The organism is Mycolicibacterium sp. TUM20985 (assembly GCF_030295745.1).
Taxonomy (GTDB): Bacteria; Actinomycetota; Actinomycetes; order Mycobacteriales; family Mycobacteriaceae; genus Mycobacterium.
In genome coordinates this window covers 5501685-5527624 of sequence record NZ_AP027291.1, presented here as the reverse complement: position 1 = coordinate 5527624, position 25940 = coordinate 5501685, and the positions used below count along the sequence as shown (strand labels likewise).

The 25940-nt window shown below is 68.4% G+C and carries 13 protein-coding genes; 6 read left to right on the top strand and 7 right to left on the bottom strand.

Features of this window, described 5'->3' with window-relative positions:
• Positions 1-18: 18 nt before the first annotated feature.
• Both QUE68_RS26880 and QUE68_RS26875 read right to left on the bottom strand, forming a co-directional pair.
• On the bottom strand, positions 19-192 hold the full coding sequence (locus QUE68_RS26880; RefSeq protein ID WP_284229704.1) for a DUF2613 domain-containing protein: 174 nt from the start codon (positions 190-192) through the stop codon (positions 19-21).
• 34 nt (positions 193-226) lie between these two features.
• Positions 227-1735: a serine/threonine-protein kinase gene (locus tag QUE68_RS26875; RefSeq protein ID WP_286274703.1), complete on the bottom strand. Its 1509-nt coding sequence runs from the start codon at positions 1733-1735 to the stop codon at positions 227-229.
• Positions 1736-1797: 62 nt separating this feature from the next.
• Between QUE68_RS26875 and QUE68_RS26870 the strand changes: the two genes are divergently transcribed.
• From QUE68_RS26870 to QUE68_RS26860, 3 genes are read left to right on the top strand one after another with little or no spacing between them, the layout of a single operon-like run.
• Complete coding sequence (locus tag QUE68_RS26870; RefSeq protein WP_286274702.1) at positions 1798-3033, top strand: glycoside hydrolase family 3 N-terminal domain-containing protein; 1236 nt, start codon at positions 1798-1800, stop codon at positions 3031-3033.
• A gap of 28 nt (positions 3034-3061) precedes the next feature.
• On the top strand, positions 3062-3685 hold the full coding sequence (locus QUE68_RS26865) for a TetR/AcrR family transcriptional regulator (protein WP_286274701.1): 624 nt from the start codon (positions 3062-3064) through the stop codon (positions 3683-3685).
• Between the two features lie 10 nt (positions 3686-3695).
• Entirely contained in the window at positions 3696-5564 is a 1869-nt protein-coding gene (locus QUE68_RS26860) for an ABC transporter ATP-binding protein (RefSeq protein WP_286274700.1), read from the top strand.
• A 117-nt stretch (positions 5565-5681) separates the two neighbouring features.
• Here QUE68_RS26860 and QUE68_RS26855 read toward each other — a convergent pair whose 3' ends face one another.
• Together QUE68_RS26855 and QUE68_RS26850 are read right to left on the bottom strand one after the other, a co-directional pair.
• Complete coding sequence (locus tag QUE68_RS26855; RefSeq protein ID WP_286274699.1) at positions 5682-6524, bottom strand: MaoC/PaaZ C-terminal domain-containing protein; 843 nt, start codon at positions 6522-6524, stop codon at positions 5682-5684.
• Position 6525: 1 nt separating this feature from the next.
• On the bottom strand, positions 6526-7932 hold the full coding sequence (locus QUE68_RS26850; RefSeq protein ID WP_284229693.1) for a 3-oxoacyl-ACP reductase: 1407 nt from the start codon (positions 7930-7932) through the stop codon (positions 6526-6528).
• Between the two features lie 101 nt (positions 7933-8033).
• Here QUE68_RS26850 and QUE68_RS26845 point away from each other — a divergent pair, with 101 nt between their 5' ends.
• Positions 8034-9353, top strand: a complete 1320-nt coding sequence (locus tag QUE68_RS26845; protein ID WP_286274698.1) for an acetyl-CoA C-acetyltransferase — start codon at positions 8034-8036, stop codon at positions 9351-9353.
• Between the two features lie 182 nt (positions 9354-9535).
• On the opposite strand, the gene QUE68_RS26840 is transcribed toward QUE68_RS26845, so the two are convergent.
• Entirely contained in the window at positions 9536-10669 is a 1134-nt protein-coding gene (locus tag QUE68_RS26840) for a TDT family transporter (RefSeq protein ID WP_455012597.1), read from the bottom strand.
• A 44-nt stretch (positions 10670-10713) separates the two neighbouring features.
• On the opposite strand from QUE68_RS26840, the gene QUE68_RS26835 reads away from it, so the two are divergent.
• The gene (locus tag QUE68_RS26835) at positions 10714-11640 is read left to right on the top strand and encodes a TIGR03564 family F420-dependent LLM class oxidoreductase (RefSeq protein ID WP_284234181.1); all 927 of its coding nucleotides are present in this window, start codon (positions 10714-10716) and stop codon (positions 11638-11640) included.
• A 74-nt stretch (positions 11641-11714) separates the two neighbouring features.
• Here QUE68_RS26835 and QUE68_RS26830 read toward each other — a convergent pair whose 3' ends face one another.
• Positions 11715-13550: an acyl-CoA dehydrogenase gene (locus QUE68_RS26830; RefSeq protein WP_284229686.1), complete on the bottom strand. Its 1836-nt coding sequence runs from the start codon at positions 13548-13550 to the stop codon at positions 11715-11717.
• Between the two features lie 246 nt (positions 13551-13796).
• On the opposite strand from QUE68_RS26830, the gene QUE68_RS26825 reads away from it, so the two are divergent.
• Positions 13797-14876, top strand: coding sequence for an NAD(P)H-dependent amine dehydrogenase family protein (locus tag QUE68_RS26825; RefSeq protein WP_284229685.1), 1080 nt, complete (start codon positions 13797-13799; stop codon positions 14874-14876).
• Here QUE68_RS26825 and QUE68_RS26820 read toward each other — a convergent pair.
• Positions 14873-25867 carry a type I polyketide synthase gene (locus QUE68_RS26820; RefSeq protein WP_286274696.1) on the bottom strand — a complete coding sequence of 3665 codons (10995 nt, stop codon included), beginning with the start codon at positions 25865-25867 and terminating at the stop codon, positions 14873-14875. The two genes, QUE68_RS26825 and QUE68_RS26820, sit on opposite strands and share 4 nt — an antisense overlap.
• Positions 25868-25940: the final 73 nt, after the last annotated feature.

Sequence of the window (25940 nt, the reverse complement as noted above, 5' to 3'; positions counted from 1 at the left end):
AGCGTAGCGACCTGGGAGCTAGGTCCGGTCGCCGTACTCGACCCTGTTGAGCACGGACGACCCCGGGTCACCCGCCTGCAGCGGAGGCTTCGTGTCCTGTTGCACCATCAGCGTCACCCCGAAGACGGCGGCGGCGCCCAGCAACAGGCCGACGACGATGCTGGCCGCTGCGGGCAAGAGGAACCGTTCCACCTGGCCACGGTAGCACCCGGCCGCGGGCCGGCCGTCAGTAGAGGACGACGACGGCGTCCCGTCCGCCGCGACAGGTGATCCATGGTTCCGCGCCCTCGGCCGCGCAGGTGACGAAGAAATCGTTGCCGACGCAGGCGGCACCCTCGCCGCAGGGGATCGCCCCGGCCGCGACGACGGAGCGTGGTTCGCGTCCGGGGTCGGCGGCATCCCAGTATGCCTTCAGCACGCTGCCGACGAAGAAGCACGTCGCCGATGAGCTGCCGCGTACCCCCTGGCTGGCCCATCCCCCCTGACCGGTGACCTGAAAGCCGCCCTCGCACTCCTCACCGGTCGGATCGGCGCCCCGGACCGACGCGGGCCTGGGCCTGCCGCCCACCCCGGTCGTGGCGGCCTCCTCGGGTGCCGGCTGTGCGCTGCTCGACGGCGGCGGCGGGGCGGCGGTCGGACGCGCGGGCTCGTCACTCCCACCGCGGGCAACGACCACGACCAGCACGACGATCAGGGCGACGAGCGCGGCCACCCCGGTCAATGCCCACAGCCGGCCCCACCGCGTGGGGTCGTCGTCCTCGTCTTCGTAGGCGTCCTCGTCCTCGGCCACGTCGGGGTCGGGGTTGGGGTCGGACAATTGAGCTGCCGCCATCGTCGGGGCGAACTCGGGTTCGACCTCCCCGTCGAATTCGGCATCCGGACCGGGCTCCTCCGCCGACCAGGCTGCGACGAAGACCTCGGGCAGGCCCGAACCCGTCGTCGGATTCGCCAGGTGTTCGGTCGGGGCGTGAGCCGCGGGGTCGACGACGCGTTGCGCCAGCGTGGCGGCCGTCGCGACGTCCCGCAGTGCGGCCGCGAAGTCCAGGCATGCGCCGAACCGGTCGCGAGGGTCGGCCGCCATCGCCCGCAGCAGGGCGGGATCGAACGCGGCGAGATCCTGGCGGGTGTCGGCGAGCGGGGCCAGCGGCTTGGGGAAGGTGTTCTCCTCCGGCGGTGATCCGCTCAGCAGGTGATAGGCGGTCGCGGCGAGGCCGTACTGGTCGGCCCCGCCGTCGGTGTCCTCGACGGTGCGTGAAATTCCGAAGTCCGTCAACAGGACTCGGCGTCGTGGGTCTCCGCTGAGCAGGATGCTGCCCGCCGAGACGTCGCCGTGCACCGTGTGCCGGCCGTGGGCGTAGTCCAGCGCGTCGGCGATCGCCGTGACGATGTCGAGGACCTGGTCGGCGGGCAGGCCGGTGTCGTACCTGTCCCGCAGCAGCGCGCCGGCGTCGGTGCCGTCGACGTAATCCATCGCCAGCCACAGCCGGCCGCCGTGTTCGCCGTGGTCGTGCACGCCGACGATGTGCGGGTGCCACAGCGTCGCGGCCATGTCGGCGTGCCGGCGGAACCTGGCGCGGAACCCCTCGTTCGCCGACGTCGAGGCGGGCAGCACCCGCAGGGCATCCTGGCGCAGCGTCCGCGGATGTGCTGTCAGGTAAACCTCGCCGTTGGTGCCCGCGCTCAGCAGCCGGACCACTGTGTAGCCCGCGAACACGTCTCCGGATCGCAGCGGCATACGCGCGAGGTTACTCAGCACGCCCGCGAGCACCTCGGACGCTGCGCGCTACGATTCGGCCCATGTCGCTGGGCCGTAACTCGAAGGATGACTCCGTCCCCACCGGTCAGCGATCCACCATCGCGTCGATCGTGCTCGCGGTGCTCGCCATCGTCGCCGTCGTGGTGGCGGGCGTGTACTTCGTCAAGCACCGCGGCGCGTCGGCCGACGGCCCGGAAGCTGCCGCCACCGATGGCGCCGCAACCAGTTCCGCGCCCTTGCCACCACCGGAGGCGCCTGCCTGCGGTGAGGGTGACGCTCTTCTCGCGGCCATGTCCACGCGCGACAAGTTGGCGCAACTGCTGATGGTCGGTGTCACGGGCGCCGACGACGCGCGCGCGGTCGTGGCCAACGAGCACGTCGGCGGCATCATGATCGGCAGCTGGACCGACCTCACCATGCTCGGCGATCCCCTCAAGGGCATCGCCGCCACGGCAAGCCCGCTGCCCCTGGCGGTCAGCACCGACGAGGAGGGCGGTCGCGTCTCACGGCTCAAGAGCCTCATCGGGGTCCAGGAATCGGCGCGCGTCCTCGGCCAGACGGTGACCGCTCAGCAGGTGCACGACATCGCGCTGGCGCGCGGCCGGGCGATGAAGGAGCTGGGCATCACCGTCGACTTCGCGCCCGTCGTCGACGTCTCCGATCAGGACGACGACACCGTGATCGGTGACCGCTCGTTCAGTGCCGACCCCGCCATGGTCACCGAGTACGCCGGGGCCTATGCCCGCGGGCTCCTGGAAGCGGGAATCACGCCGGTGCTCAAGCACTTTCCCGGTCACGGCCACGCGTCGGGCGATTCGCATCTCGGCGGCGTGGTGACACCGCCGCTCTCGGAGCTGATGACCAACGACCTGGTGCCCTACCGCCAACTGGTGCAGCTGCCCGGCACCGCGGTGATGGTCGGCCACATGCAGGTTCCCGGGCTCACCGGCGCCGACCCCGCCAGCCTCAGTGCCCCCGCCTACGACCTGCTGCGCACCGGCGGATACGACGGCCCGCCGTTCACCGGCGTGGTGTTCACCGACGACATCTCCAGCATGGGCGCCATCAACGAGCAGTACACGGTGGCCCAGGCCGCGCTGAAGGCCTTGCAGGCGGGCGCCGACATCGCCCTGTGGATCACCACCGACGAGGTCCCTGGCGTGCTCGACGCGCTCGAGGCCGCCGTCGACGGGGGCCAACTCGACGTCAAGCGGGTCGACGCCTCGGTGCTGCGAATCGCCGGGTTCAAGGGCCGGAGTCCACTCTGCGGGGGCTGATCCGGCCGCGATTGACTACCCTCGGCTGATGGCAGGTGGAACGAAGCGGTTGCCGCGCGCGGTGCGTGAGCAGCAGATGCTCGACGCCGCGGTGCAGATGTTCTCGGTGAACGGCTACCACGAGACGTCCATGGACGCGATCGCCGCGCAGGCCGAGATCTCCAAGCCGATGCTGTACCTCTACTACGGCTCCAAGGAAGAACTGTTCGGCGCGTGCCTCGATCGGGAGCTGGGCAGGTTCGTGGACACGGTGCGCGCCGACATCGACTTCACGCAGAGCCCGAAGGACCTCCTGCGCACCGCGGTGGTGGCGTTCCTGTCCTACATCGACACCAACCGGGCGTCCTGGATGGTGCTCTATACGCAGGCCACCAGCAGCCAGGCGTTCGCGCACACGGTGCGCGAAGGTCGTGAGCGCATGATCGACCTCGTCGGCAGGCTGCTGCAGTCCGGTACGCGAAATCCCGAGCCGGACACCGACTTCGACATGACAGCCGTCGCCCTGGTGGGTGCGGGGGAGGCCGTCGCGACCAGGGTCAGCACCGGTGACGCAGAGGTGCACGAGGCTGCCGAGTTGATGATCAACCTGTTCTGGCGCGGTCTGAAGGGCAGACCTGCCGATACCCAGGCGGTACCCGCAGCCACCGCATAGCCTTCCGCCCGTGAGCGTCCAAGCGACAGCGGCAACCGGGCCGCGGCCCGATCGCCTGATCAGGCGCAGCCTCGAGATGCTCCCCGCGGTCCGCGGCTCGATCCTGGCGCTTCTCGTCGTCGGCATCGTCGCGTCGGCATTGCCGTACGTCTCGGCGGCCGCGTTCGGACCCATGATGCAGGTCGTCGCCGATGCCGGAGCCAACGGAAACCTGACCGGGGTGTGGGACGCGCGGGGACCTCTGGTCGCGCGGGAGGACGGCCTGCTCAGTGGCGTGGCGGGTTCGGTGCCGTTCGCGGTCCTGCTGGCGGTGTGGGCCGCGGCGCTGGTGCTGACCCAGCTCATGTACCTCGTCAACGCCTGGGTCGGGACCAAGGTCGAGCGGGTCCTCGTCACGGACATCCGGCAACGCGTGCACGATCATCTCCAGACGCTGTCACTGTACTTCTTCACCGCCTCCCGCAGTGGCGCGCTGATGCAACGGGTGACGACGGAATCAGCTGGGGTGCAACGACTTCTGACCGACTGCCTGATGCCGCCGCTGATCGACACCATCGTCCTGCTGGTGGCAGTCTGCTACCTGTTGGCGCTGTCATGGCAGATGACGGTCGCCGCGCTGGTCCTCACGCCGCTGGCCCTGCTGGTGTTGAAGTACGCCGGCCGCTACGTGCAGGCTGCCGTCCGGCGCACGATGGACGCCGACCGGGCGATGGGGGCCGAGCTCGAGCAGACGATCAGCGGTATCGCCGAGATCCAGTTGTTCAACGCCCAATCGATGCGCAGCAAGCGCTTTCACGAAGTATCGGATGATGCCGCGAGGAATTCCGCGTCGGGCGTGATGTGGATGCAGGCGACGGCCAACGGGTCCCAGGTGTTCGTCGCGCTCAGCACCGTCGTGGTGCTGGTGGTGGGCATCGGGTTCAGCGCGAGCTTTGGTCTGACGTTCGCCGGGTTGATGGTCTTCGCGGGGATGGTGCCGACGTTGTTCGGTGCGGCACAACGGGTCATGGGCGCCTACACCACCTACCAGTCGGTCGCCCCCAGCGCGGCGTCGACCTACGAGTTGCTCGACACCAGGCCCACGGTGGAGGAAGCGCCGAACGCCACCGTGCTGGGCGAGGTGCACGGCAACCTCGTCTTCGAGGACGTGGCCTTCGGCTACACCCCCGAGCAGAAGGTGCTCGACGGGTTGTCGTTCTCGGTTGCCGAGGGCGAGACGGAGGCGGTGGTCGGTGGCATCGGGTCGGGCAAGTCGACCGTCTACAACCTGCTTCTGCGTTTCCTGGATCCCCAGCGGGGCCGGATCCTGCTCGACGGCCACCCCATCGACGGCGTCACCATCGCCTCCCTGCGCGACCAGGTGTCCAAACTCGCCCAGTTCCCGTTCTTCACCAAGGACACGATCCGCGAGAACATCCGACTGGCGCGCCCGACGGCCAGTGACGCGGAGGTCGAAGAGGCGTGCGAGCTGGCCAACGTCCACTCCGTGATCACCGACCCGATGAAGATGCACGACGGATACGACACGGTGGTCGACGTCCAGGTGCCCTCCGGTGGCCAGAAGCGCCTGATTGCGTTGGCGCGCTGCCTGTTGCGCAAACCCGAAGTGCTGCTGCTCGACGAACCCACCGAGAACCTCGACGCCGACCAGCGGGCCAGGTTGACCGGCGTCATCCGCGGCTATGCCCGCGACCGCACGTGCCTGGTCATCAGTCACGACATGGACTTCATCGCCGCGGTGGCCGATCGCATCCTCGTCATCGAGAACGGCCGCATCGGGCAGCAGGGCACCCACCACTCGCTGATCGCCGAGGGCGGCCTCTACAAGCGGTTGTACGAGGCGCAGAACGTCGACCCCGAGTTGGTCTACCCGCGCTAATTGCGGTGTGGTGGTTGTGGTTCGAAGGGGCTCCAAACGCTCACCGGGAGCGAGAGAGGTTGCCGTCGAAGGCATGACCCCATCATCACAGAGGGGTACGACAACTCCCGGCGACGTCTAGAGCGCGGTCACCGACGCCGTCAGGTGCGGGTAGCCCTTACTCAGATTGCGCAGCACCAACTCCCAGCCGCCGGCCACGCGATCGACGTAGAGGCCGACGCGAGCGGGTAGCAGCACCGGCTTGCCGAAGCGCACCGAGTACTCGACGGCGCTCGGAAGTTGCCCCTCAATGTTCGCCAAAACTGCTGCGGCGCTGAACATTCCGTGAGCGATCGAGGTGGGGAAACCGAACAGCTTCGCCCCGAGGGAACTGGTGTGGATCGGGTTGTGGTCACCGCCGATCGACGCGTAGTGACGGATCTGGCCGGGCGTGATGTGTAGCACCGCATTCGGCGGCGGGAGCTTCTTTCGCTTCGGCTGCTCCGGTTTCGGCTCGTCGGACAGGCTGGTCCGCTGCTGATGCAGAAAGGTCGTCACCTGGTGCCACGCCGTCTCGTTGCCGACGCTGACATCGGTGATGAGGTCCACCAGAAGGCCCTTGCGGTGCTCCCTCAGATTCTCCGCGTGCACCTCGACGCTTACCGTGTCGGTGACGGCGATGGGCCGGTACCGGGTGATGCGGTTCTCGACGTGCACCGAACCCATTGCGGCGAAGGGAAAGTCGAACCCGCTGACCAACGACATCACCGTGGGGAACGTCAACGCGAACGGGTAGGTCAGCGGAACGGCGTCAGCGAACCGCAACCCCGTCACCGCGGCGTACTCGGCGACGTTCGCCGGGTCGATCGCGATGTCGTCGACGGTGATCTTCCGGTCGGGGACGGTGTCGCCGCGCGTGACGAAGGGCAACGCGCCCGCAGCGGCCAACAGCATGTTCTTGCGCCCGCTGGGTTGTTCCATCTCACGCCCCCAACATGGCCTGGCCGCACACGCGAATCGTGTTGCCGGTGACGGCATTGCTCGCGGGGCTGGCGAAGTAGGCGATCGCCTCGGCGACGTCGACGGGCTGGCCGCCCTGATACAGCGAGTTGAGTCGACGTCCCACCTCGCGCGTGGCCAGCGGGATCGCCTCGGTCATCTTGGTTTCGATGAACCCCGGGGCGACCGCGTTGATCGTGATGTCCTTCTCGCCGAACACCGGGGCCAGGGCCTGGGTCATGCCGATCATGCCCGCCTTGGTGGCGGCGTAGTTGGTCTGGCCGCGATTGCCTGCGATGCCCGCCATGGACGAGAGCCCGATGATGCGACCGCCTCCCTCGATGCTGCCGTTGTCCACTAGGCCCTGGGCGAGTCGTTGCGGCGCAAGGAGATTGACGGCGACGACCGAATCCCAGCGGGCATCGTCCATGTTGGCCAGCAGTTTGTCGCGGGTGATGCCGGCATTGTTGACCAGCACGTCGGCATGGCCGTCATAGTGCTCGCGCAGGTGCTCGGTGATGCGGTCGACGGCATCGGCGGCGGTGACGTCGAGGGCCAACGCCGTGCCGCCCACCTTCGTCGCCGTCTCCGCCAGCGCCTCCGCTGCCCCGTCGACGTCGATGGCGACCACCTTGGCGCCGTCGCGGGCGAACACCCTCGCGATCTCGGCGCCGATGCCCCTGGCCGCGCCGGTCACCAGCGCGACCTTGCCCGCCAGCGGCTTGTCCCAGTCGGCCGGCGGCGCCGAGTCCTGGCCGTCGACGTAGAACACCTGCGCGTCCACATACGCGGACTTCGCCGACAGCAGGAAGCGCACGGTCGACTCGATACCCGTCGCGGCGGGCTTGGCATCGGCCGCCAGGTAGACCAGGCCGACGGTGGCGCCGTGCTGCAGTTCCTTGCCCAGTGATCGGGTGAAACCCTCCAGCGCGCGCTGGGCGATGCGCTCATCGACACTGCCGGTCTGATCGGGAGTGGTGCCGATGACGACGATGCGGCCGCTGTGACCGACGTTGCGCAGCAGCGGGGTGAAGAAGTCGCGCAGCGCCTTGAGGCCCTCGGGGGTGGTGATGCCGGTGGCGTCGAAGACCAGTCCGCCGAAGGAGTCGGCCCAGCGGCCCCCGAGGTTGTCCCCGACCAGGTCGTAGTCCTCAGCGAGGGCGGTGCGCAGCGGCTCGGCGACGCGGCCCTCACCGCCGATCAGCAGCGGCCCCGCGAGCGGCGGTTCACCCTCGCGGTAGCGGCGCAGCGTTTCCGGCTGCGGAACGCCGAGTTGCTTGGCCAGGAATGACCCGGGACCGGAATTGACCACTTGGGAGAACAGGTCGGAAGCCACTGAGCTGCCTTTCGAGACGAAACGGGTAATGCGTTCGGACGAGGGGTACCCCATTTATGGGGTGACGCTGTCACATCGGTTACGAACTTACTCGAGAGTAAGAACCGTGGGTAGTATGACCCCCGACACCGACCAACCACATTCAAGCAACGGAGATGAACGTGGCCGACACGCAGTCCCCCAACAAGGCAACCCGTCGAGTCGCCATCCTCGGCGGCAACAGGATTCCCTTCGCGCGTTCCGACGGCGCGTACGCCAACGCGTCGAATCAGGACATGTTCACCGCCGCACTCGGGGGCCTCGTCGAGAGGTTCGGCCTCGAGGGCGAGCGCATGGGCGCCGTCGTCGGAGGCGCGGTGCTCAAGCACAGCCGTGACTTCAACCTGATGCGTGAATGCGTGCTGGGCAGCGCGTTGTCGCCCTACACGCCGGCCTACGACCTGCAGCAGGCGTGCGGCACCGGTCTTCAGTCGACCATCGCCGTGGCCAACGGCATCGCACTCGGCCAGTACGAGTCCGGCATCGCAGGCGGCGTGGACACCACCTCGGACGCGCCCATCGCCTTCGGCGACGACCTCCGCCGCGTGCTGCTGGGGCTGCGCCGCGCCAAGTCCAACGTCGACCGGCTGAAGCTCGTCGGGAAGCTGCCCGCCGCGATCGGCGTCGAGATCCCCACCAACGGTGAACCCCGGACCGGCATGTCGATGGGCGAGCACGCGGCCGTGACCGCCAAGGAGATGGGCGTCAAGCGTGTCGACCAGGACGTCCTCGCCGCGGCCAGCCACCAGAACATGGCCGCCGCCTACGACCGCGGTTTCTTCGACGATCTCGTCAGTCCGTTCCTCGGTGTGTACCGCGACAACAACCTCCGTGCCGACTCCACGGCCGAGAAACTCGCCAAGCTGAAGCCGGTCTTCGGCGTCAAGAACGGCGACGCGACCATGACGGCGGGCAACTCGACCCCGTTGACCGATGGTGCGTCGGTGGCGCTGCTCTCGACCGAGGAGTGGGCGGCCGAACGCAAGCTCCCGGTGCTGGCCTACTTCGTCGACGGCGAAACGGCCGCGGTCGACTACGTCAACGGTGACGACGGCCTGCTGATGGCTCCGACGTACGCGGTGCCGCGGCTGCTGGCCCGAAACGGGTTGACGCTGCAGGACTTCGACCTCTACGAGATCCACGAGGCCTTCGCGTCGGTCGTGCTCGCCACGCTCGCGGCATGGGAGTCCGACGAGTACTGCAAGGAGCGACTCGGCTTGGATTCCGCCCTGGGCTCCATCGACCGCGCCAAGCTGAACGTCAACGGTTCATCGCTGGCCGCGGGTCACCCGTTCGCCGCGACCGGTGGGCGCATCGTCGCGCAGCTGGCCAAGCAGCTCGCCGAGAAGAAGGCGGAGACGGGCCGGCCGGTCCGCGGTCTCATCTCGATCTGCGCGGCCGGCGGCCAGGGTGTGACGGCGATTCTGGAGGCCTGAGTCCCGGGTGTAACGGTCCCTCGCGGAGCGTCGATATTCGGGTAGCTCCGTGTTGCCGTCTGACCCCCCGACCCGACGGCAACACGGGGCGTCCTCGTTGCCGGTCGGCGCCTAGTGTGCGGTGAGATCGTGTTCACATCGGTCTACGCGGATTTTCGCGATCTGTACGCACACCAGGCGGCTTAGGGTCTGGCCGCAGGCGGATCCTTCACCGCCTTCACCGGCCCGGCGTTGGGCGGCGGCACGAACAGGCTGCCGCCGACGCTGCCGCGGGCGGTTCGCGTGGCGACGAGGCCCCAGGTGCACAGCAGGCCGACGAAGGCCATCACCGCCGCCCATTGGAACGCGGGCAGACCGGTGTGTACCGCCAGCTGCGTCGTCCCCGTCACGAAGGTGCCGACGGGGAACGTCAGGCTCCACCACGTCAGCGCGAACGGCATGCCGCGGCGCAGCGTGCGGACCGTGAGCGCGGTGGCCAACGCGATCCACAGCACGGCAAAACCCCACACGGGCACCCCGAACAGGACGGCGAATACCGCCATGCCCGACGCCAGCTCCGGTGACACCGCGAGGGCCGCCTGGGTTCCCAGCAGCCCGGCGGCCGTGATGCCCTGGCCCAAGGGGCCCAACACGATCCACAGCGTCGGCACCCGCGCCGTGCCCGAGGTGCCGTACAGCGCCAACCGACTCCAGATCATGCTGATGATGATCAGCGCCGCGATCAGCGACAGCCCGAACAGCGCGTAGCAGCCGTAGAGCATCGTGGTGCGGCCGGTACCTGGCGCCATGTGCGGGATCAGCAGTGCGCCGGAGGCCGCGGACACCATCGGCGGCACGATGGGCATCAGCCAGCCGCCGAAGGCCGCGTCGGGTTCGACGTTGAGCTGGGTGAACATCAGGAACGGAATGGTCAGCGCCGTGAATAGGCCGCCGAGGGTGCCCGCCGTCCAGAGGATCCAGTCCAGGTCGACGGCGAGCCGTTCACCGATCAGGTCCTTGCCGATCAGGATGGCTCCCGACCCGACCGTCATCAACGCCATCGGCGCCGCGCCGTAGAAGTGCGCCATCTGCGGGTTCCGCGAATGGGCCCGGGCCACGGTCGGGTGGCGGAACCACTGCACGGTCACCGCCACCAGCAGGATGACCAGGAGCACGGCGGCCGCGACCCACACGATCCTGGTGAACACGTGCAGCCCGGGCACGTGGACCGGCAGCGTGACCCCCGCGGTCGCCACGATCCCGGTGCCCATCACAGACGCGAACCAGTTGGGCCCGAAGTTCTGGAGTCGGGCTGCCTCGGTGGTCATGCCCGTCATTGAACAGGACGTGGAACGGGATCGGCGCATGGTTCGATGTGACCATGCAGATCAGCATGTTCGGCCAACTCAGTGGCCCAGGTATCGGAGATCCCGTCGAGGCCTGCGTGCAGAACCTCGCACAGTTGCGCGAGGAGGGCTTCGGGCGGCTGTGGATGAGCCAATTGCCCTACGAGCCAGACCTTCTCACCGTCCTGGCGGTCGCCCTGCGCGAGGTCGGCGACATCGAGGTGGCCACCGGGGTCGTCCCCATTCAGAATCAGCACCCGATGCAGATGGCGCAGCGAGCGCTGACCGTCAGCCTCGTCTCGCACGGCCGGTTGATCCTCGGTCTCGGCATGACGCATCAGGCCGTCACCGAGGGCATGTGGGGCATCCCGTGGGACCGGCCGGTGCGCAGACTGAACGAATTCCTCGACGGCCTGCTGCCGCTCCTGGCGGGTGAGCCCGCGTCCGCGGAAGGCGAGATCCTCACCACCCGCGGCGCGTTGGTGATCGCCGGTGCGCCGCGACCCGACGTCTACGTCGCGGCGCTCGGGCCGCAGTTGCTCAGGATCGCGGGTCGTCGCACGGCGGGCACGTGCACCTGGATGACGGGGCCCAAGACCCTCGAGGACCACGTCGGCCCGACGCTGCGCCAGGCGGCCGCGGATGCGGGCCGCCGGGAGGACGAGGTGCGGGTGGTGGCAGCGCTTCCCGTGAGCGTCACCGACGACGTAGACGACGCCCGCAAGCAGGCAGCCGAACAGTTCGCGATGTACGGGATGCTTCCGTCCTACCGCGCCATGCTCGACCGCGAGGGCTATGCCGGGCCCGAGGACGCGGCGATCATCGGCGACGAGGCGACGGTGAAGGACCGCTTGGCCGAATTGCGTGCGGCCGGAGTCGACGAGTACGTCGCCGCCACCTTCGACGCGTCGGCCGAGGGCCGGGCCCGCACCCGCGCGGTGCTGCGCAGCCTCGACGGCTGAACACGCGAATGGCCACTTACCTCACGCAAATTCGCGATTCACGTGTGACAAGTGGCCAGTCGGCGGGGAGAGACTTAGAAGGAAGCTTCGTCGAGCTCCATCACCTCGGTGTCGATGTTGTCTAGCACCACGCGGGTGCTGGTCAACAGCGGCAGGAAGCTCTTCGCGAAGAACGACGCGACGGCGATCTTGCCCTCGTAGAAGGACTTGTCCGCGGCGCTGGCACCCTGGTCGAGGGCGGCGATGGCGACGGCAGCCTGCTTCTGCAGCAGCCAGCCGAGGACCAGGTCGCCGACGCTCATGAGGAAGCGCACCGAGCCGAGGCCGACCTTGTAGATGCTGGCCGAATCCTCCTGTGCCGACATCAGGTAGCCGGTCAGCGTGGCAGCCATGCCCTGCACGTCCGCCAAGGCGGTCGCGAGGAGCTCGCGCTCGGCCTTGAGCCGGCCGTTGCCCGACTCGTTCTTGACGAACTGCTCGATCTCGTTCGCGATGTAGCCCAGCGCAACACCCTTGTCGCGGACGATCTTCCGGAAGAAGAAGTCCTGCGCCTGGATGGCGGTGGTGCCTTCGTACAGCGAGTCGATCTTGGCATCGCGGATGTACTGCTCGACCGGGTAGTCCTGCAGGAAGCCGGATCCACCGAAGGTCTGCAGGCTCTCGGTGAGCTTGGCGTAGGCCTGCTCGGAGCCGACACCCTTGACGATCGGCAGAAGCAGATCGTTGATCTTGCCGGCCAGTTCGGGGTCCACCCCGTGGACGGCCTTGGCCACTTCGGCGTCCTGGAACGTCGCGGTGTACAGGTACAGCGCACGAAGCGACTCGGCGTAGCCCTTCTGGGTCATGAGAGACCGGCGCACGTCGGGGTGGTGCGTGATGGTCACGCGCGGCGCGGCCTTGTCGGTCATCTGGGTCAGGTCGGCACCCTGGACGCGGGTCTTGGCGTACTCGAGTGCGTTGAGGTAACCGGTCGACAGCGTGGCGATGGCCTTGGTGCCCACCATCATTCGGGCCTGCTCGATGACCTCGAACATCTGCGCGATGCCGTTGTGCACCTCACCGACGAGCCAACCGACGGCGGGGACGCCGTGCTGGCCGAGCGACAGCTCGCACGTCGCGGAGACCTTGAGGCCCATCTTGTGCTCGACGTTGGTGACGAAGGCGCCGTTGCGCTCGCCGGGCTCGCCGGTCTCGAAGTCGAAGTGGTACTTCGGCACGAAGAACAGCGACAGACCCTTGGTGCCGGGGCCTGCGCCCTCGGGGCGGGCCAGCACCAGGTGCAGGATGTTCTCGCCGATGTCGTCGGCGTCACCGGAGGTGATGAAGCGCTTGACGCCGTCGATGTGCCACGTGCCGTCGGGCTGCTGGGTGGCCTTGGTGCGGCCGGCGCCGACGTCGGACCCGGCGTCGGGCTCGGTGAGCACCATCGTCGAGGTCCAGCCGCGCTCGGAGGCCAGGATGGCCCACTTCTTCTGCTCTTCGGTGGCCTGGTTGTAGAAGATGCTGGCGAAGCCCGCACCCATCGAGTACATGTACACGGCCGGGTTGGCGCCGAGGACGTGCTCCATCAGGGCCCACTGCAGCGCGCGGGGCATCGGCATGCCGCCGAGCTCCTCGGCGAGGCCGATCTTGTCCCAGCCGCCATCGATGATGGTGCGTACGGACTTCTTGAAGGGCTCCGGCAGGTGCACCGTGTGCGTTTCGGGGTCGAAGACGGGCGGGTTGCGGTCGCTGTCGGCGAACGACTCGGCGATCGGGCCCTCGGCCAACCGGGTGATCTCGGCCAGCATCTCGCGGGCGGTATCGGCGTCGAGATCGCTGTACGCGCCTTCGCCGAGCACCTTGTCCAAGCCGAAGACCTCGAACAGGTTGAATTCCTGGTCACGGACGTTGCTCTTGTAATGGCTCACGATGTCTCCTCGATGAGATTCCGTCTTCGGTTGGGTACTTGGGCTAAGTTACCCACCAGTAACTGCAGCCAACTATACCGGCTGGTAACTTGATCGCATAGCGGTGTCGAGCAAATTTGTGCTGGCTAACCAACCCGACGGTTGATTGGGCCGCGATTGGCCGTCGCCCACATATTCTGAGCTGCCCTTTTGCAGGTTTGTGATGTCTGCCACGAGTGGGCTCAGCATGCCATTAGGGTGGGGCCAATGAGACGTGTGGTGGTATGGGGAACGGGCAACATGGGGGCCACGGCGATCCGGTCGGCACTGGCGTTTCCCGGGCTGAGCCTGGTCGGCATCATCACGTCCTCGGAGGACAAGGCGGGCCGGGACGCGGCGACGTTCGCCGGCCTCGATGCCGACACCGGCATCGTCGCGACCAGGGACGTGGACGCGGCGTTGGCGTCCTGCGACGCGGTGGCCTACATGGCATCCGGCGACATCCGTCCCGACGACGCACTGGCCGACATCGAGCGCTGCCTGCGCGCAGGCGCCCACGTCGTGACCCCTTCGCTCTACTCCCTCTACGACCCCCGGTCGGCGCCGCAGGAGTGGGTTGAGCGCCTGACTGCAGCCGCCGAGGAAGGGGCTTCCACCCTGTTGGTCAGTGGCGTCGACCCGGGCTGGGCCAACGACGCCCTCGCGGTGATGGCCGCCGGGCTGTGTACGCGCATCAAGACGATCTACTGCCAGGAGATCTTCGACTACTCGACCTACGACCAACCCCACGCCGTGCGGGTGAGCTGCGGGTTTGGGGGCTCGATGGACGACGTTCCGATGATGCTGCTGCCGTCGGTGCCGACCATGGTCTGGGGCGGCAACATCCGCTTGATCGGCCGTGGGCTGGGCCTGGAGATCGACGACATCACCGAGACCGTCGAACGACTGCCGCTCGAGGCGTCGGTGGACAACGTGATGGGTCACTTCGCGCAGGGCACGCAGGGTGCGTTCTGGCTCAAGATCATCGGCTGGGCCGACGGCAAGCAGCGCATCGTCGTCGACCACATCACCCGGATCGATCCGGCGTGTGCCCCGCACTGGCCGCAGCCCGATGAGGGGGTAGGGGATCATCGCGTAGTCATCGATGGCGACCCGCAACTGACGATCGTCAGCCGGGCCGACGTTCCCGGCGGCACCCGCGCAGATGGGGGCAACACCACGGCCGCCAACCGGTTGCTCGGCGCGATCGAATGGCTGGCGACGCAGAAGGCCGGCATCTACGACGGTCTCGACGTGCCGCTGCACACCCCGCTGGCCGACGCGGTCGAGGCGACCCGCTGGGCCTAGGCGGTCGGCTCCGCGTCGGGCAGCTGTCCGACGAGGTAGTCGGCGAGTCCCCCGATGGTCGGGTAGTCGAATACCGCCGTCGCTTCGATCGTGAACGCACCGCCGAACTGGCTGTGCAACCGGTTGCGGAGTTCGATCGCCATCAACGAGTCCGTGCCGAGGTCGAGGAAACGACTGGTCGCCACCGGAGGTGCCGCGAGCCGAAGGAAGGTCTGCACCTCCTGCTGGAGGAACTCGGTCACGAAACCGGCGCGCTGGGCCGCCGGTATCTCGTGAAGCTGCTTGAGCAACTCGCTGTCACCGTTCACCTCGCCGGCGGCCCTCGGCAGGATGAGGTCGAGGATCGGTGGCCTCGTGCTGCCGAGCACCTTGGCGGCACGCTGCCAGTTGGCCTTGATGACGGTGGCCTGGCCGGTGCCGTTCGCGACGACCTCGGCGAGGGCGCTCAGCGCCGCCGAGGGCTCCAGCGGAATCAGGCCTTGGGCACCGATGTTGGCGGTTGCGGCCGCCGACGAGGCCATGCCGCCCTGAGCCCACGGCCCGAAGTTCACGCCGGTGGCGGGCAGGCCCCTGGACCGTCGCTGCGCAACCAGGCCATCGAGCATCGCGTTGGCCGTCGCGTAGTTCGACTGCCCTGGCGAACCGAACAGGGCGGACACCGAGGACGACACGACGAAGAAGTCCAACTCGTCATCCTTGGTCAAACGATCCAGGTGGCACGCGCCGAAGGCCTTGGGCGTCAACGTCGTTCGGAACCGCTCCAGGCTCTGTTGCGATAGCAGCGCATCGTCGAGCACGCCCGCGAGATGCACCACTCCGGCCAGTGGCGACGACTCCGCCCGGATGCGCACCAGCAGCTCCGCCACCTCGGACTCGTCGCCGACGTCGGCCGCGAACACGTGGACGCGGCACCCGTGGCGCTCGGTGATCTGCGCGATTGCCTGCTGGGCGTCGGCATCGGGAGCGCGTCGGCTGGTCAGCACGATGTCACCGGCGCCAAGTTGAGCCAGATACGACGCCGTGTGCAGGCCGATCGCGCCGAGTCCGCCCGTGATCAAGTAGCTGCGATCCGGCCGCGGTGAGAGCGGAGTCGGTATCTGCACCACGATCTTCCCGATGTGTCGCGCCTGCTGCATGCGGCGGAACGCGGCCCTCGCCTCGGTCAGCGGGTAGATCTCGGCGGGCAGTGGCGTCCACTCGGCCACCGACGAGCGCTTGCGCGAGGAGTCGACAGCTGCGGCCAAACCGTCGGACACCTCGGTCAACAGTGCGCGGATGCGCTCGGGTTCGGTGAGCATCACCGTGTCCAACGCCACGATCTCGTAGGCGATGTCGGGACGAGCTTCGGCCATCCGCTGGTGGGTCCAGATGTCACGTTTGGCGATCTCGGCGAAGCGGCCGTTCGGGGCGGTGGCCTTCAGCGTCGCGTCGATGAAGCCCTCACTGGTGAGGCTGTTCAGCACCACGTCTACGCCGACCCCGTCGGTGTCGGCGAGGATCTGGTCGGCGAAATCGGTTGAGCGCGAGTCATATACGTACTTCACGCCCAGCTTGCGTAGCGTCGCACGCTTGAAAGTGCTGGCCGTGGCGAAGACCGTGGCACCGCACTGCTGCGCCATCTGCACGGCCGCCAGACCGACGCCACCGCTGGCGGCGTGGATCAGCACCTTGTCGCCCGGCTTCAGCCGAGCCCAGTCGAACGACAGTCGAACGGTCAGCGCCGCAGCGGGAATCGTCGCGGCCTCCACCGCGCTGACCCCGTCCGGGATCGGCGCCAGGAACGGGGCGGGCACGTTGAATCGCGTGGCGAACGCGCCCTGCATGGAACCGTAGACGCGCTGGCCCACCTCGAGTCCGGAGGTCTCATCACCGACCTGTGTGACGACGCCCGCGAAGTCCCCGCCGATCGGGCCCGGATCGCCGGGGTAGAGACCGAGGACGTTGAGGACGTCACGGAAGTTGAGGCCAGCGGCCTCGACCCGGACCTGCACGTAACCCTCACCGGGCGGCGGCACGTCCGCTTCGGTCAGCCGCAGGTTGTCGATCGCTCCGCGCTCGGTGGGCGCGAGCACGTAATCGCCCGCCCGCGGGACGGTGAGATGACCGCTGCGGGCCCATGGCAACATCCGCGAGGCCAACAGCTTTCCTTGCCGCAGAGCGAGTTCCGGCTCGTCGACCGGGTTGGCCAACAGGCTGGCCACCGCGTCGGCGGCCTCGTCGGAGCCATCGCAGTCGAGCAGTCTGCAGCGTAGCGTCGGCTCCTCGTTGATCGCGGTGCGGCCGAATCCCCACAGCGCCGCCTGCACCGGGTCGACCGGCTCGCCGGATTCGGTGGCGACCGCCTGCTCGGTGACGATCCACAGCCCGCCGGGCAGCTTCACCTGACCGCCCTGCACGGTGTGTACGGCGCTGAGCAGGTTGGCGATCTCGGTCTCGAGGCGCGCCGAGACATCGGTGCTCGCCCCCGCTGGCGCGCTCCGCCAGACGACTCCGGAGAACCCGCATCCGCGTTCGTGTGCCTGCGTCAACACCTGGCCCAGGAGCGTCGGGTCGACGTCGCGATCCAACGCAATGCACCCGGGCACCTTGGCGGCCAGTTCGTCGAACCCGGCGATCAGCCAGGTGCCGTTCCCTGTCCCGACGCTGCCGCCGTCACCGCTCGACGCAGGCACCTCGTGCCAGCCGAGGGTGTAGAGCAGTCGGGTGGCATCGCCGCCGAGGCCGCGTAGCAATGCCTCGCGGGGTGCGCGCTTGACGGTGAAGTCGCGAATCCCGCCAAGCTGACGGCCATCTCGGTCGAGGAAGTCGAGGTCGAACACCTGGGTCTCACTGTCGAGACCGCCGCGGTGCCACCGGGCGCGGCAGTAGAACCGTCGCGGCATCTTCTCCCGCAGCGTCACCTCGCCGTACCGCAGGGGCAGGAAAAGATCGTTGATCCCCTGCTCTGCTGCGAGCAGGGCCGGGAAGGCGGGGAAGGCGACACCGGTGCACAGGTCCATCAGCACCGGGTGCATCGGCTCGGTGCCGAGGTGTTCGGCGAGTTCGTCGCCGACCAGGATGTCGCCGATCGCTTCGCCTTCGCCGAGCCACAGCGACTTCAGCGAACCCGACCAGTTCGGCCCCCATGCCAGCTCGAGGTCGGCGAAGGTCTCGAACAGGTCCTGCGGACGCATGCGGTCAAGGCGCTCGATCGCCTCGTCGACGGGCTCGGGTGACTCGTCGGCCTGCTCGTCGGAGATACCGGTGGCCACGACGCCCTCGGCGTTCAACGACCACTCGGCATCGCGTTCACCGTAGGCGCGACTGTGCACTTGGAACCGAGACTCGCCGCCCTGTAATGGATGCAGGGTCAGCTGCACCTCGCGAGAAGCCTTCTCGGGCAGAATGATCGGCTCGTAGAAGAAGACGTCCTTCGCCCGTGCCGGGGTACCGACCGCAGCCAGCGCCATCGCCGCATACGTCGCGCCGGGGACGACGACGGTGCCATAGATGACGTGGTCGGAGAGCCATGGCTGCGACTTCACCGAGAGCCGACTCGTGTAGACGGAGTCACCGGACGCGAGATCCTTGGCACTGCCAAGGATTCCGGACACCGAGGCACCGTTGGCGTGGGATCCGGCGAGTCCGGACGACTTGGGCCAGAAGCGGCGGCGCTGGAACGGATAGGTGGGCAACTCGAGTCGTCTGCCATCGGGCCGACGATTCAGTGCGGCGAAGTCGAGTTGGTGGCCGCCGACGTAGGCGGCAGCCACGGCATCGGCGATCTGACGGCGGTCGCCGACGCCCTTGCGCAGCGACAGGACCGCTCGCGGCGCCGCCAGGTGCTCTGGCCAGACCTGTACCGCGGCCGCGGTCAACACCGGCTGCGGACCGATCTCCACCAACACCGAGCAGCCCAGCGCCGCCACGGTGCGCACGCTCTCGGCGAACTGCACCGGCTGGCGCGAATGGCGACGCCAATACGGGGCGTCGAGCGGGGTCTGGGGCGACAGCACGGCCCCGGTGCGGTTGCACACCAACGGCAACGTGGGTGCCGCGAATCGCAGCTGCGCTGCGTAGGACTCGAATTCGTCGAGCACCGGCTCCAGCAGTTCGGAGTGGAAGGCGTGACTCGTCTGCAGCCACGTACAGCGGATTCCCTCGTCGGAGAATCTGGCGACGACGCCTTCTAGGTCCTCGCCCGGACCCGACAGCACGGTGTTGGGCCCGTTGTACGCGGCGACCGACACCCGTGGGTACTCACCGGCGATCTGCTCGACCTGCGCGGCGTCGGTGAACACCGCCACCATTCGCCCGCCTGGGGGGAGGCTGCCGAACAACCTGCCGCGCTGGGCGATCAAGCGGGCGCCGTCGGTGAGGCTGAATACTCCAGCCACACATGCCGCGGCATACTGACCGACGCTGTGCCCCAGCACCACATCGGGTTCCATGCCCCAGGACTGCCACAGCCGGGCCAGACCCATCTCGACGGCGAACAGGGCCGGCTGGGCGAACGACGTGTGTCGCAACGCCTCACCGGCCTTGGCGCCGTTCTCCTGATCGGTGGAGAACATCACCTCGAGCAAGGGACGCGACACGATGTCCGCGACCGCTTCCGCGCAGCGCGTCACCGTCTCGGCGAAGACCGGTTCTGAGTCGAACAATTCACGGGCCATGCCCGCGTACTGGCTGCCCTGACCCGTGAACAACCACGCCGTCGTCGGATGGTTCACGTGCTCGCCACGGACGACACCTGGGCGCAATCGATTCTCCGCCAGCTCGGCCAAGCCGTCGCAGGCCGTCGCAACCGAATCCACCACCAGCGCGGCGCGATGCTCGAAATGCGAGCGGCCCGCCCCAGCGGTACTGCACACATCGGCGAGGTCGACGTCCTGGTGGACGCTCAACCAGGTGTCGTAGCGACGTGCCAACGCCGCCAGTGCTTCTGGTGAGCGCGCGGACAGGGCCAGCACGTTGATCGGCGCCTCCGGCGCAGGCTCGGTAGCCACCACCGTCCGGGTCGGGGCCTCCTCGATCAGCACGTGCGCGTTGGTCCCGGTGAAGCCGAAGGAGCTGACGCCGGCGCGCCGTGGCCTGCCGTTGGCATGCCACGGAAGCGCCTCGTCCACCACCCGCACCGGCAGCGAGTCCCACGGAATGTGTGGTGACGGGTTCTCGAAGTGCAGGCTCTGCGGCAGCATCTCGTGCTGTAGCGATAACACGACCTTGATCAGACCCGCTGCCCCTGAGGCGGCCTCGGTGTGACCGATGTTGGACTTCACCGATCCCATCAGCAGCGGTCGGTCCGCGTCGCGCGAGCCGCCGTAGGCCGCCGCGGCCGCCCGAACCTCGATCGGATCCCCGAGCGGAGTTCCCGTACCGTGCGCCTCGAGGTAGTCGACGTCACCACCGGTCAGGCCGGCGCGGGCCAGCGCCGTCCCGATGAGCCGTTGTTGTGCACCGCCGTTGGGCACCGTCAGACCGCTGGAGGCGCCATCCTGGTTCACCGCGCTGCTCGCGATGACGGCACAGATCCGATCACCGTCGCGCTCGGCGTCGCTCAGCCTCTTCAGCACCAGCACGCCGCAGCCCTCACTGCGCACGTAACCGTCGGCGGAGGCGTCGAAGGTCTTGCATCGCCCGACGGGGGAGAGCATCCGCGCCCGCGATGCGGCAACCATGGTCACCGGGCTGAGCAGGACGTTCACCCCGCCAGCCAACGCCATGTCGCAATCGCCGAAGCGCAACGCCTGGGCGGCCTGATGTACCGCGACCAGCGCCGAGCTGCATGCGGTGTCGACGGCGACAGCCGGCCCCTCGAGACCGAGTGCGAAGGCGACCCGGCCCGAGATGGCATTGAGCGCATTGCCCGTGATGAAGTGTGGTTCGATCTCGTCGATCGAGCCGGCCGACAGCAGATGCGCGTACTCGTTGGCCGCCACCCCCATGAAGATGCCGGTGCGGCTGCCGCGTAACGAGGCCGGCGCGTACCCGGCCCTTTCGAGGCCCTCCCAGACGGTTTCGAGCGTCAGGCGCTGCTGCGGTTCGATCCACACCGCCTCGCGGGGTGAGATGCCGAAGAACTCCGGATCGAATCCGTCTATCCCGTCGAGGAATCCACCGAAGCGCGTGTAGGTCTTGCCCGGGCTGTCGGGATCGGGGTCGTAGAACTCGTCGATGTCGAAGCGGTCCTCGGGCACTTCGCGGATCGCGTCGACACCACCGAACAGCACCTCCCAGAACGCCTCCGGGTCGGGTGCGCCGGGAAAGCGGCATGACACCGCGACGATCGCGATCGGTTCGTCAGCGCGAGTCGGCACGGGGGACATCGATCCGGGGTCGGCCTCGTCGCTGGTCTCGCTAAGTCCGAGCACATCGCCGAGCAGGTAGTCGGCCACGTCGGACAGTCGGGGGTGGTCCATCACCACGGTGATGGGAACCTCCTTGCCGACACCCGCCTCGATGCGGCGCCGCATCTCCACGGCCATCAGCGAATCCATGCCGAGGTCGAAGAAGCCTGCGTCCTCGCGGATCTCCGAGGCGTCGACCAGGGTGATCTCTGCGACCGCATCCCGGAGATAGTCGGTCAGAAGTCGCTTGCGCTGCTGCACGGGGGCGTTCACCAGCCGTTCGACCAGCTGCGTCCTCCCGGAGCCGGTCGTTGACGGCGCCACGGCCGCCGGCTCGGCGGGAACGTCGCGCTCCACCTCGGCCATGAAGGCTCGCCGGCCAGCCTGCTGGTACAGGGGCAGGAAGCGGGCCCAGTCGATCCGGGCCACCACGGCGTGCGCCGGCCCGCCTGCCGCGGAGGCCGACACCACGTCGGCGAGACCTGCCAGCGCATCGGTGGGCGACAGGGCCCGGACGCCGCGCTGTTCGAGTCGCGCAAGCGATTCCGCGTCGGCCATACCCGCCGACCAGGGGCCGAAGTTGACGCTGGTCGCGGTGACGCCCTGCTCGCGCAGGCGTGCGGCCAGCCCGTCGAGGAACGCATTGGCCGCCGCGTAGGCGGTCTGCCCGAATCCGCCCCACACCGAGGCGATCGAGGACGTGCTGATGAAGAAGTCAAGTTTCAGATTTGCCGCGAGATCACCCAGATGCATTGCACCCCAGACCTTTCCAGTGAACAGCCGGTCCATCTCGGCTTGCTGGGCGGTGAAGTCCGGAGTGTTCAGCGGGGTGATGCCGATCTCGCCCGCGGCGTGCACGATGCCGGCCAGCGGCGGCAGCTCGGCCTGCATGTCTGCTGCCAGGCGGGCGACGTCATCGGCATCGGCCACGTCGGCGGGGACCACGCGGATCTCGCAACCGTGCCGCGCGGCCATCGCGTCGATGCGCCGTTGGACGGCGTCATCCGGTGCGCGTCGGCTGGTCAGGACCAGATGTCCGGCGCCGTGCGCGGCCAGATGGTCGGCGATCTCCATGCCGATGGCGCCGAGTCCACCGCTCACCAGATACGTTGCGTCGCTTCGCAGGTGCAGCGGCGTACCGGTCGGCTGGCCGGCCCGCCGAACCAGTCGGGGTACGTAGACCGTGTGCTTGCGCAGGGCGATCTGATCTTCCCGCGGCGCGGTGCCCTGCGGCATGACGATCCGGTCGAGGAGCCGAGACCATTCGTCGGTGCCGCCGTCCGCCAGATCTGCCAGCCCGCCCCATGCCTGCGGAAGTTCCAGCGCCGCGGCGCGGCCGAACCCCCAGAGTGAACTCTGTTCGGGGACGACGGTATCCGTGTCGGTGACGTGCTGTGCGCCACGGGTCACCAGCCAGATGGGCGTGCGCAGGGCGGCGGCCATCGCCGCGCGGAACAGTCGCCGGGTCCCGCTCAGGACGTGGTGTTGCATCCGCGACAGTGATTGCGCGGGGTCCGTTTCCGGGTCCGCATCCACCGCGGCGACGAGCAGGATGCGCATCGTCGGATCGTCGTCTGCCGCAGCGCGCAGCGTGTCCGCGAGCGAGTCCTCGTCGGCGTCGGACGTCGGCAACCCGACGAACCGATGCCGTTGCCTACGCGCGGTGAGCAGGTCGACCAGTGGCTGCAGTGCCGGGGAGCGTTCGCCGACGAGGAGGACGGTTGATCCCGCCCCAGCGCCCGCGCTGGAGAGCGGGGCGGGGGACTCATCCCAGCGGATCTCGTAGCGGTCGTCGGCCGTCGCCTTGGTCGCGCGTTGTTGGTTGTGTTGTGCCGCAAGCTCGGTCAGCACCTGCAGGACGCGCGGGTCGTCACCGGCACCGCCCAGCAGATTCGCGAGTTCTTCGATCCGGCCGTCCTCGAGGAGTCGGATCGACCGGGTGCTCGATCCGCCGAGGGACTGGGGGCGCTCGACGCGCTCGCGGTCGTCCCGGAACGAGTAGTGCCGGTGTTCGAACGGGTAGGTCGGGAGGTCGAGCTTTCGCGCGGGGGCGTGCTGCAATGCGCCGAAGTTGGGCAGATGGCCGAGAACGTAGGCGTCGGCGATGGCCTCGGTGATCTGTCGGTGGTCGGCGACCCGTTGGCGCAGCGAGGCGATCGCCCGAGGTGCGGTGGTCGGCTCGGGCCAAGCCCGAAGCGCAGTGGCGGTGAGCACCGGTTGCGGGCCGATCTCGATGAGGACCTTGCAGTTCAGCGCGGCGAGGGTCTGCAAGCTCTTCGCGAACTGGACCGGTTGGCGCGCGTGCCGACGCCAATATGCGCCATCGAGTCGCGCGCTCCAGCCGAGCTGCTGGCCGGTGCGGTTGTCGATCAGAACACGTTGTGGCGCAGCGTAATCGAATTTCTGGGCATATGACTCGAACTCATCGAGGATCGGGTCCAGCAACGCCGAGTGGAACGCATGGCTGGTGTCCAGCCAATCGCAGCGCACACCGTCGGCAGTCAAGGCGGCCACCGCCTGCTGCAGATCCCCGACGGGTCCCGACAGGACGGTGTTGGCGCCGTTGTACGCGGCGACCGACAGGGTGGGGTACTCGTCGGTGAGGCTCTCCACGCGCTGGGCGCCGGTGAACACGGCCACCATCCGGCCGCCCGCGGGCAGACTGCCAAACAGGCGACCGCGCTCGGCCATCAGCCGCACGCCGTCCTCCAGGCTCAGCACCCCGGCGACGCAGGCCGCCGAGTACTGGCCGACGCTGTGGCCGAGGACCACGTCCGGCTCGAGACCCCAGGACTGCCAGAGACGGGCCAACCCGAGCTCCACCGCGAACAGGGCGGGCTGGGCGTAGGCGGTCTGCCGCAGCGCCTCTCCCCGGTCCGGGTCATCGAGGTCGAAGATCACCGACAGCAGCGGTTCGGCGAGAACGTCGGCGACCGTCGCCGCGCACCGGTCCAGCGTCTCGGCGAATACCGGCTCGGTGTCGTACAACTCCTTGGCCATGCCCGCGTACTGGCTGCCTTGACCGGTGAAGAGCCACGCCGTCTTCGGGGTCTCCCGAGATTCTCCGCGGACCAGCCCCGATGCCGGGCGGTCGTCGGCGAGCGCGCCGAGTAGCTCGATGGCGGATTCTCGCGAATCGACCACCAGGGCGGCCCGGTGCTCCTGGTGCGCGCGTCCGGTGCCTGCGGTGAAGCACACGTCCGCCAGGGCGGCCTCGGGGTGCGCGCTGAGCCAGTCGCGGTACTGGGCGGCAAGCTGCGTCAATGCGGCAGGCGTCCGCGCGGAGAGCGGAAGGATGCTGAACCGCTCGGCCGGAGCAGGCTCCTCGGTGGGCTGGCACGCCACCGGCGCCTCTTCGAGGACGACGTGCGCGTTGGTGCCGGCGAACCCGAACGAGCTGACGCCGGCGATGCGTGGTCGTTCGCCGCGCGTCCACGGGATGGTCTCCCTCACCACCTCCACCGGAAGGCGGTCCCACGGGATGTGCGGTGAGGGATTCTCGAAGTTGAGATGCTTCGGCAGGGTCTCGTGCTCGAGCGACAAGATGACCTTGATGACGCCCGCGATCCCCGCGGCGGCCTCCAGATGCCCGATGTTCGTCTTCGCCGAACCGATCAACAGCGGCTGGCCGGGTTCGCGTCCGGCGCCGAGGACCGCGCCGGCGGCCTGGGCTTCGATCGGGTCGCCGAGCGCTGTCCCCGTGCCGTGGGCTTCGAGGTAGCTGACGTCACGTGGCTGGACGCCGGCGCGCGTCAGCGCATCCGCGATGACCCGTTGCTGGGCGACGCCGTTCGGCACGGTCAAGCCACCCGATGCGCCGTCCTGGTTGACCGCGCTGCCGCGGATCACGGCTCGAATGCGGTCGCCGTCGGCGATCGCGTCATCGAGGCGTTTGATGAGGATGACGCCACATCCCTCACCCCGAACGTAGCCGTCGGCGGCCGCGTCGAACGTCTTGCACCGGCCGTCGGGCGCGAGCATGTGCGCGCTGGAGAACGTGATCATGGTGGCCGGGCTGAGCAGGACGTTCGCCCCGCCGGCCAGTGCGAGGTCGCATTCGCCCAAGCGCAATGCCTGGCAGGCCTGATGGATCGCCACCAGGGACGAGCTGCACGCCGTATCGACGGCCACGGCGGGGCCTTGGAGCCCCAGTCGGTAGCTGATCCGGCCCGCTGCCGCGGCGCTCGACGTCCCGATGGCCAGATAGGCCTCGATCTCGGGGTAGGTCAGTTCGTCGGAGGCCATTCCGAGGTAGTCGTGGGTGGCCAAACCCACGAAGACGCCGGTGTTGGTGTTCGCCAAAGCCGTTGGCGCCGTGCCCGAATGCTCGACGGCACGCCACGCGGTCTCCAGCAGGATGCGGTGCTGGGGGTCCATCAGCCGGACCTCGCGGGTCGACATGCCGAAGAACGGCGCGTCGAACCCGGTCACGTCGTCGACGAAACCGGCCCGACGGGTGACGATCTTGCCTGGCACGCCTGGTTCCGGATCGAAGAAGTCGTCGGCGTTCCACCGGTCCCCCGGTACCTCCGATATTGCCTCGCGACCCTCGCGCAGCAGGTCCCAGTACGCGTCGGCGTCCGAGGCGCCCGGAAAACGCGCCGCATAGCCGACGATGGCGAATCGAGGGGCCGAGTCGATCGGTCCTTCGGCGGTTCCCATGTAGCTGTCCTCCCGTGCCAAGATCAGGCGTCGGGCGCCACTATGACATGTTTGTGACGTCGCGCGCGCACCG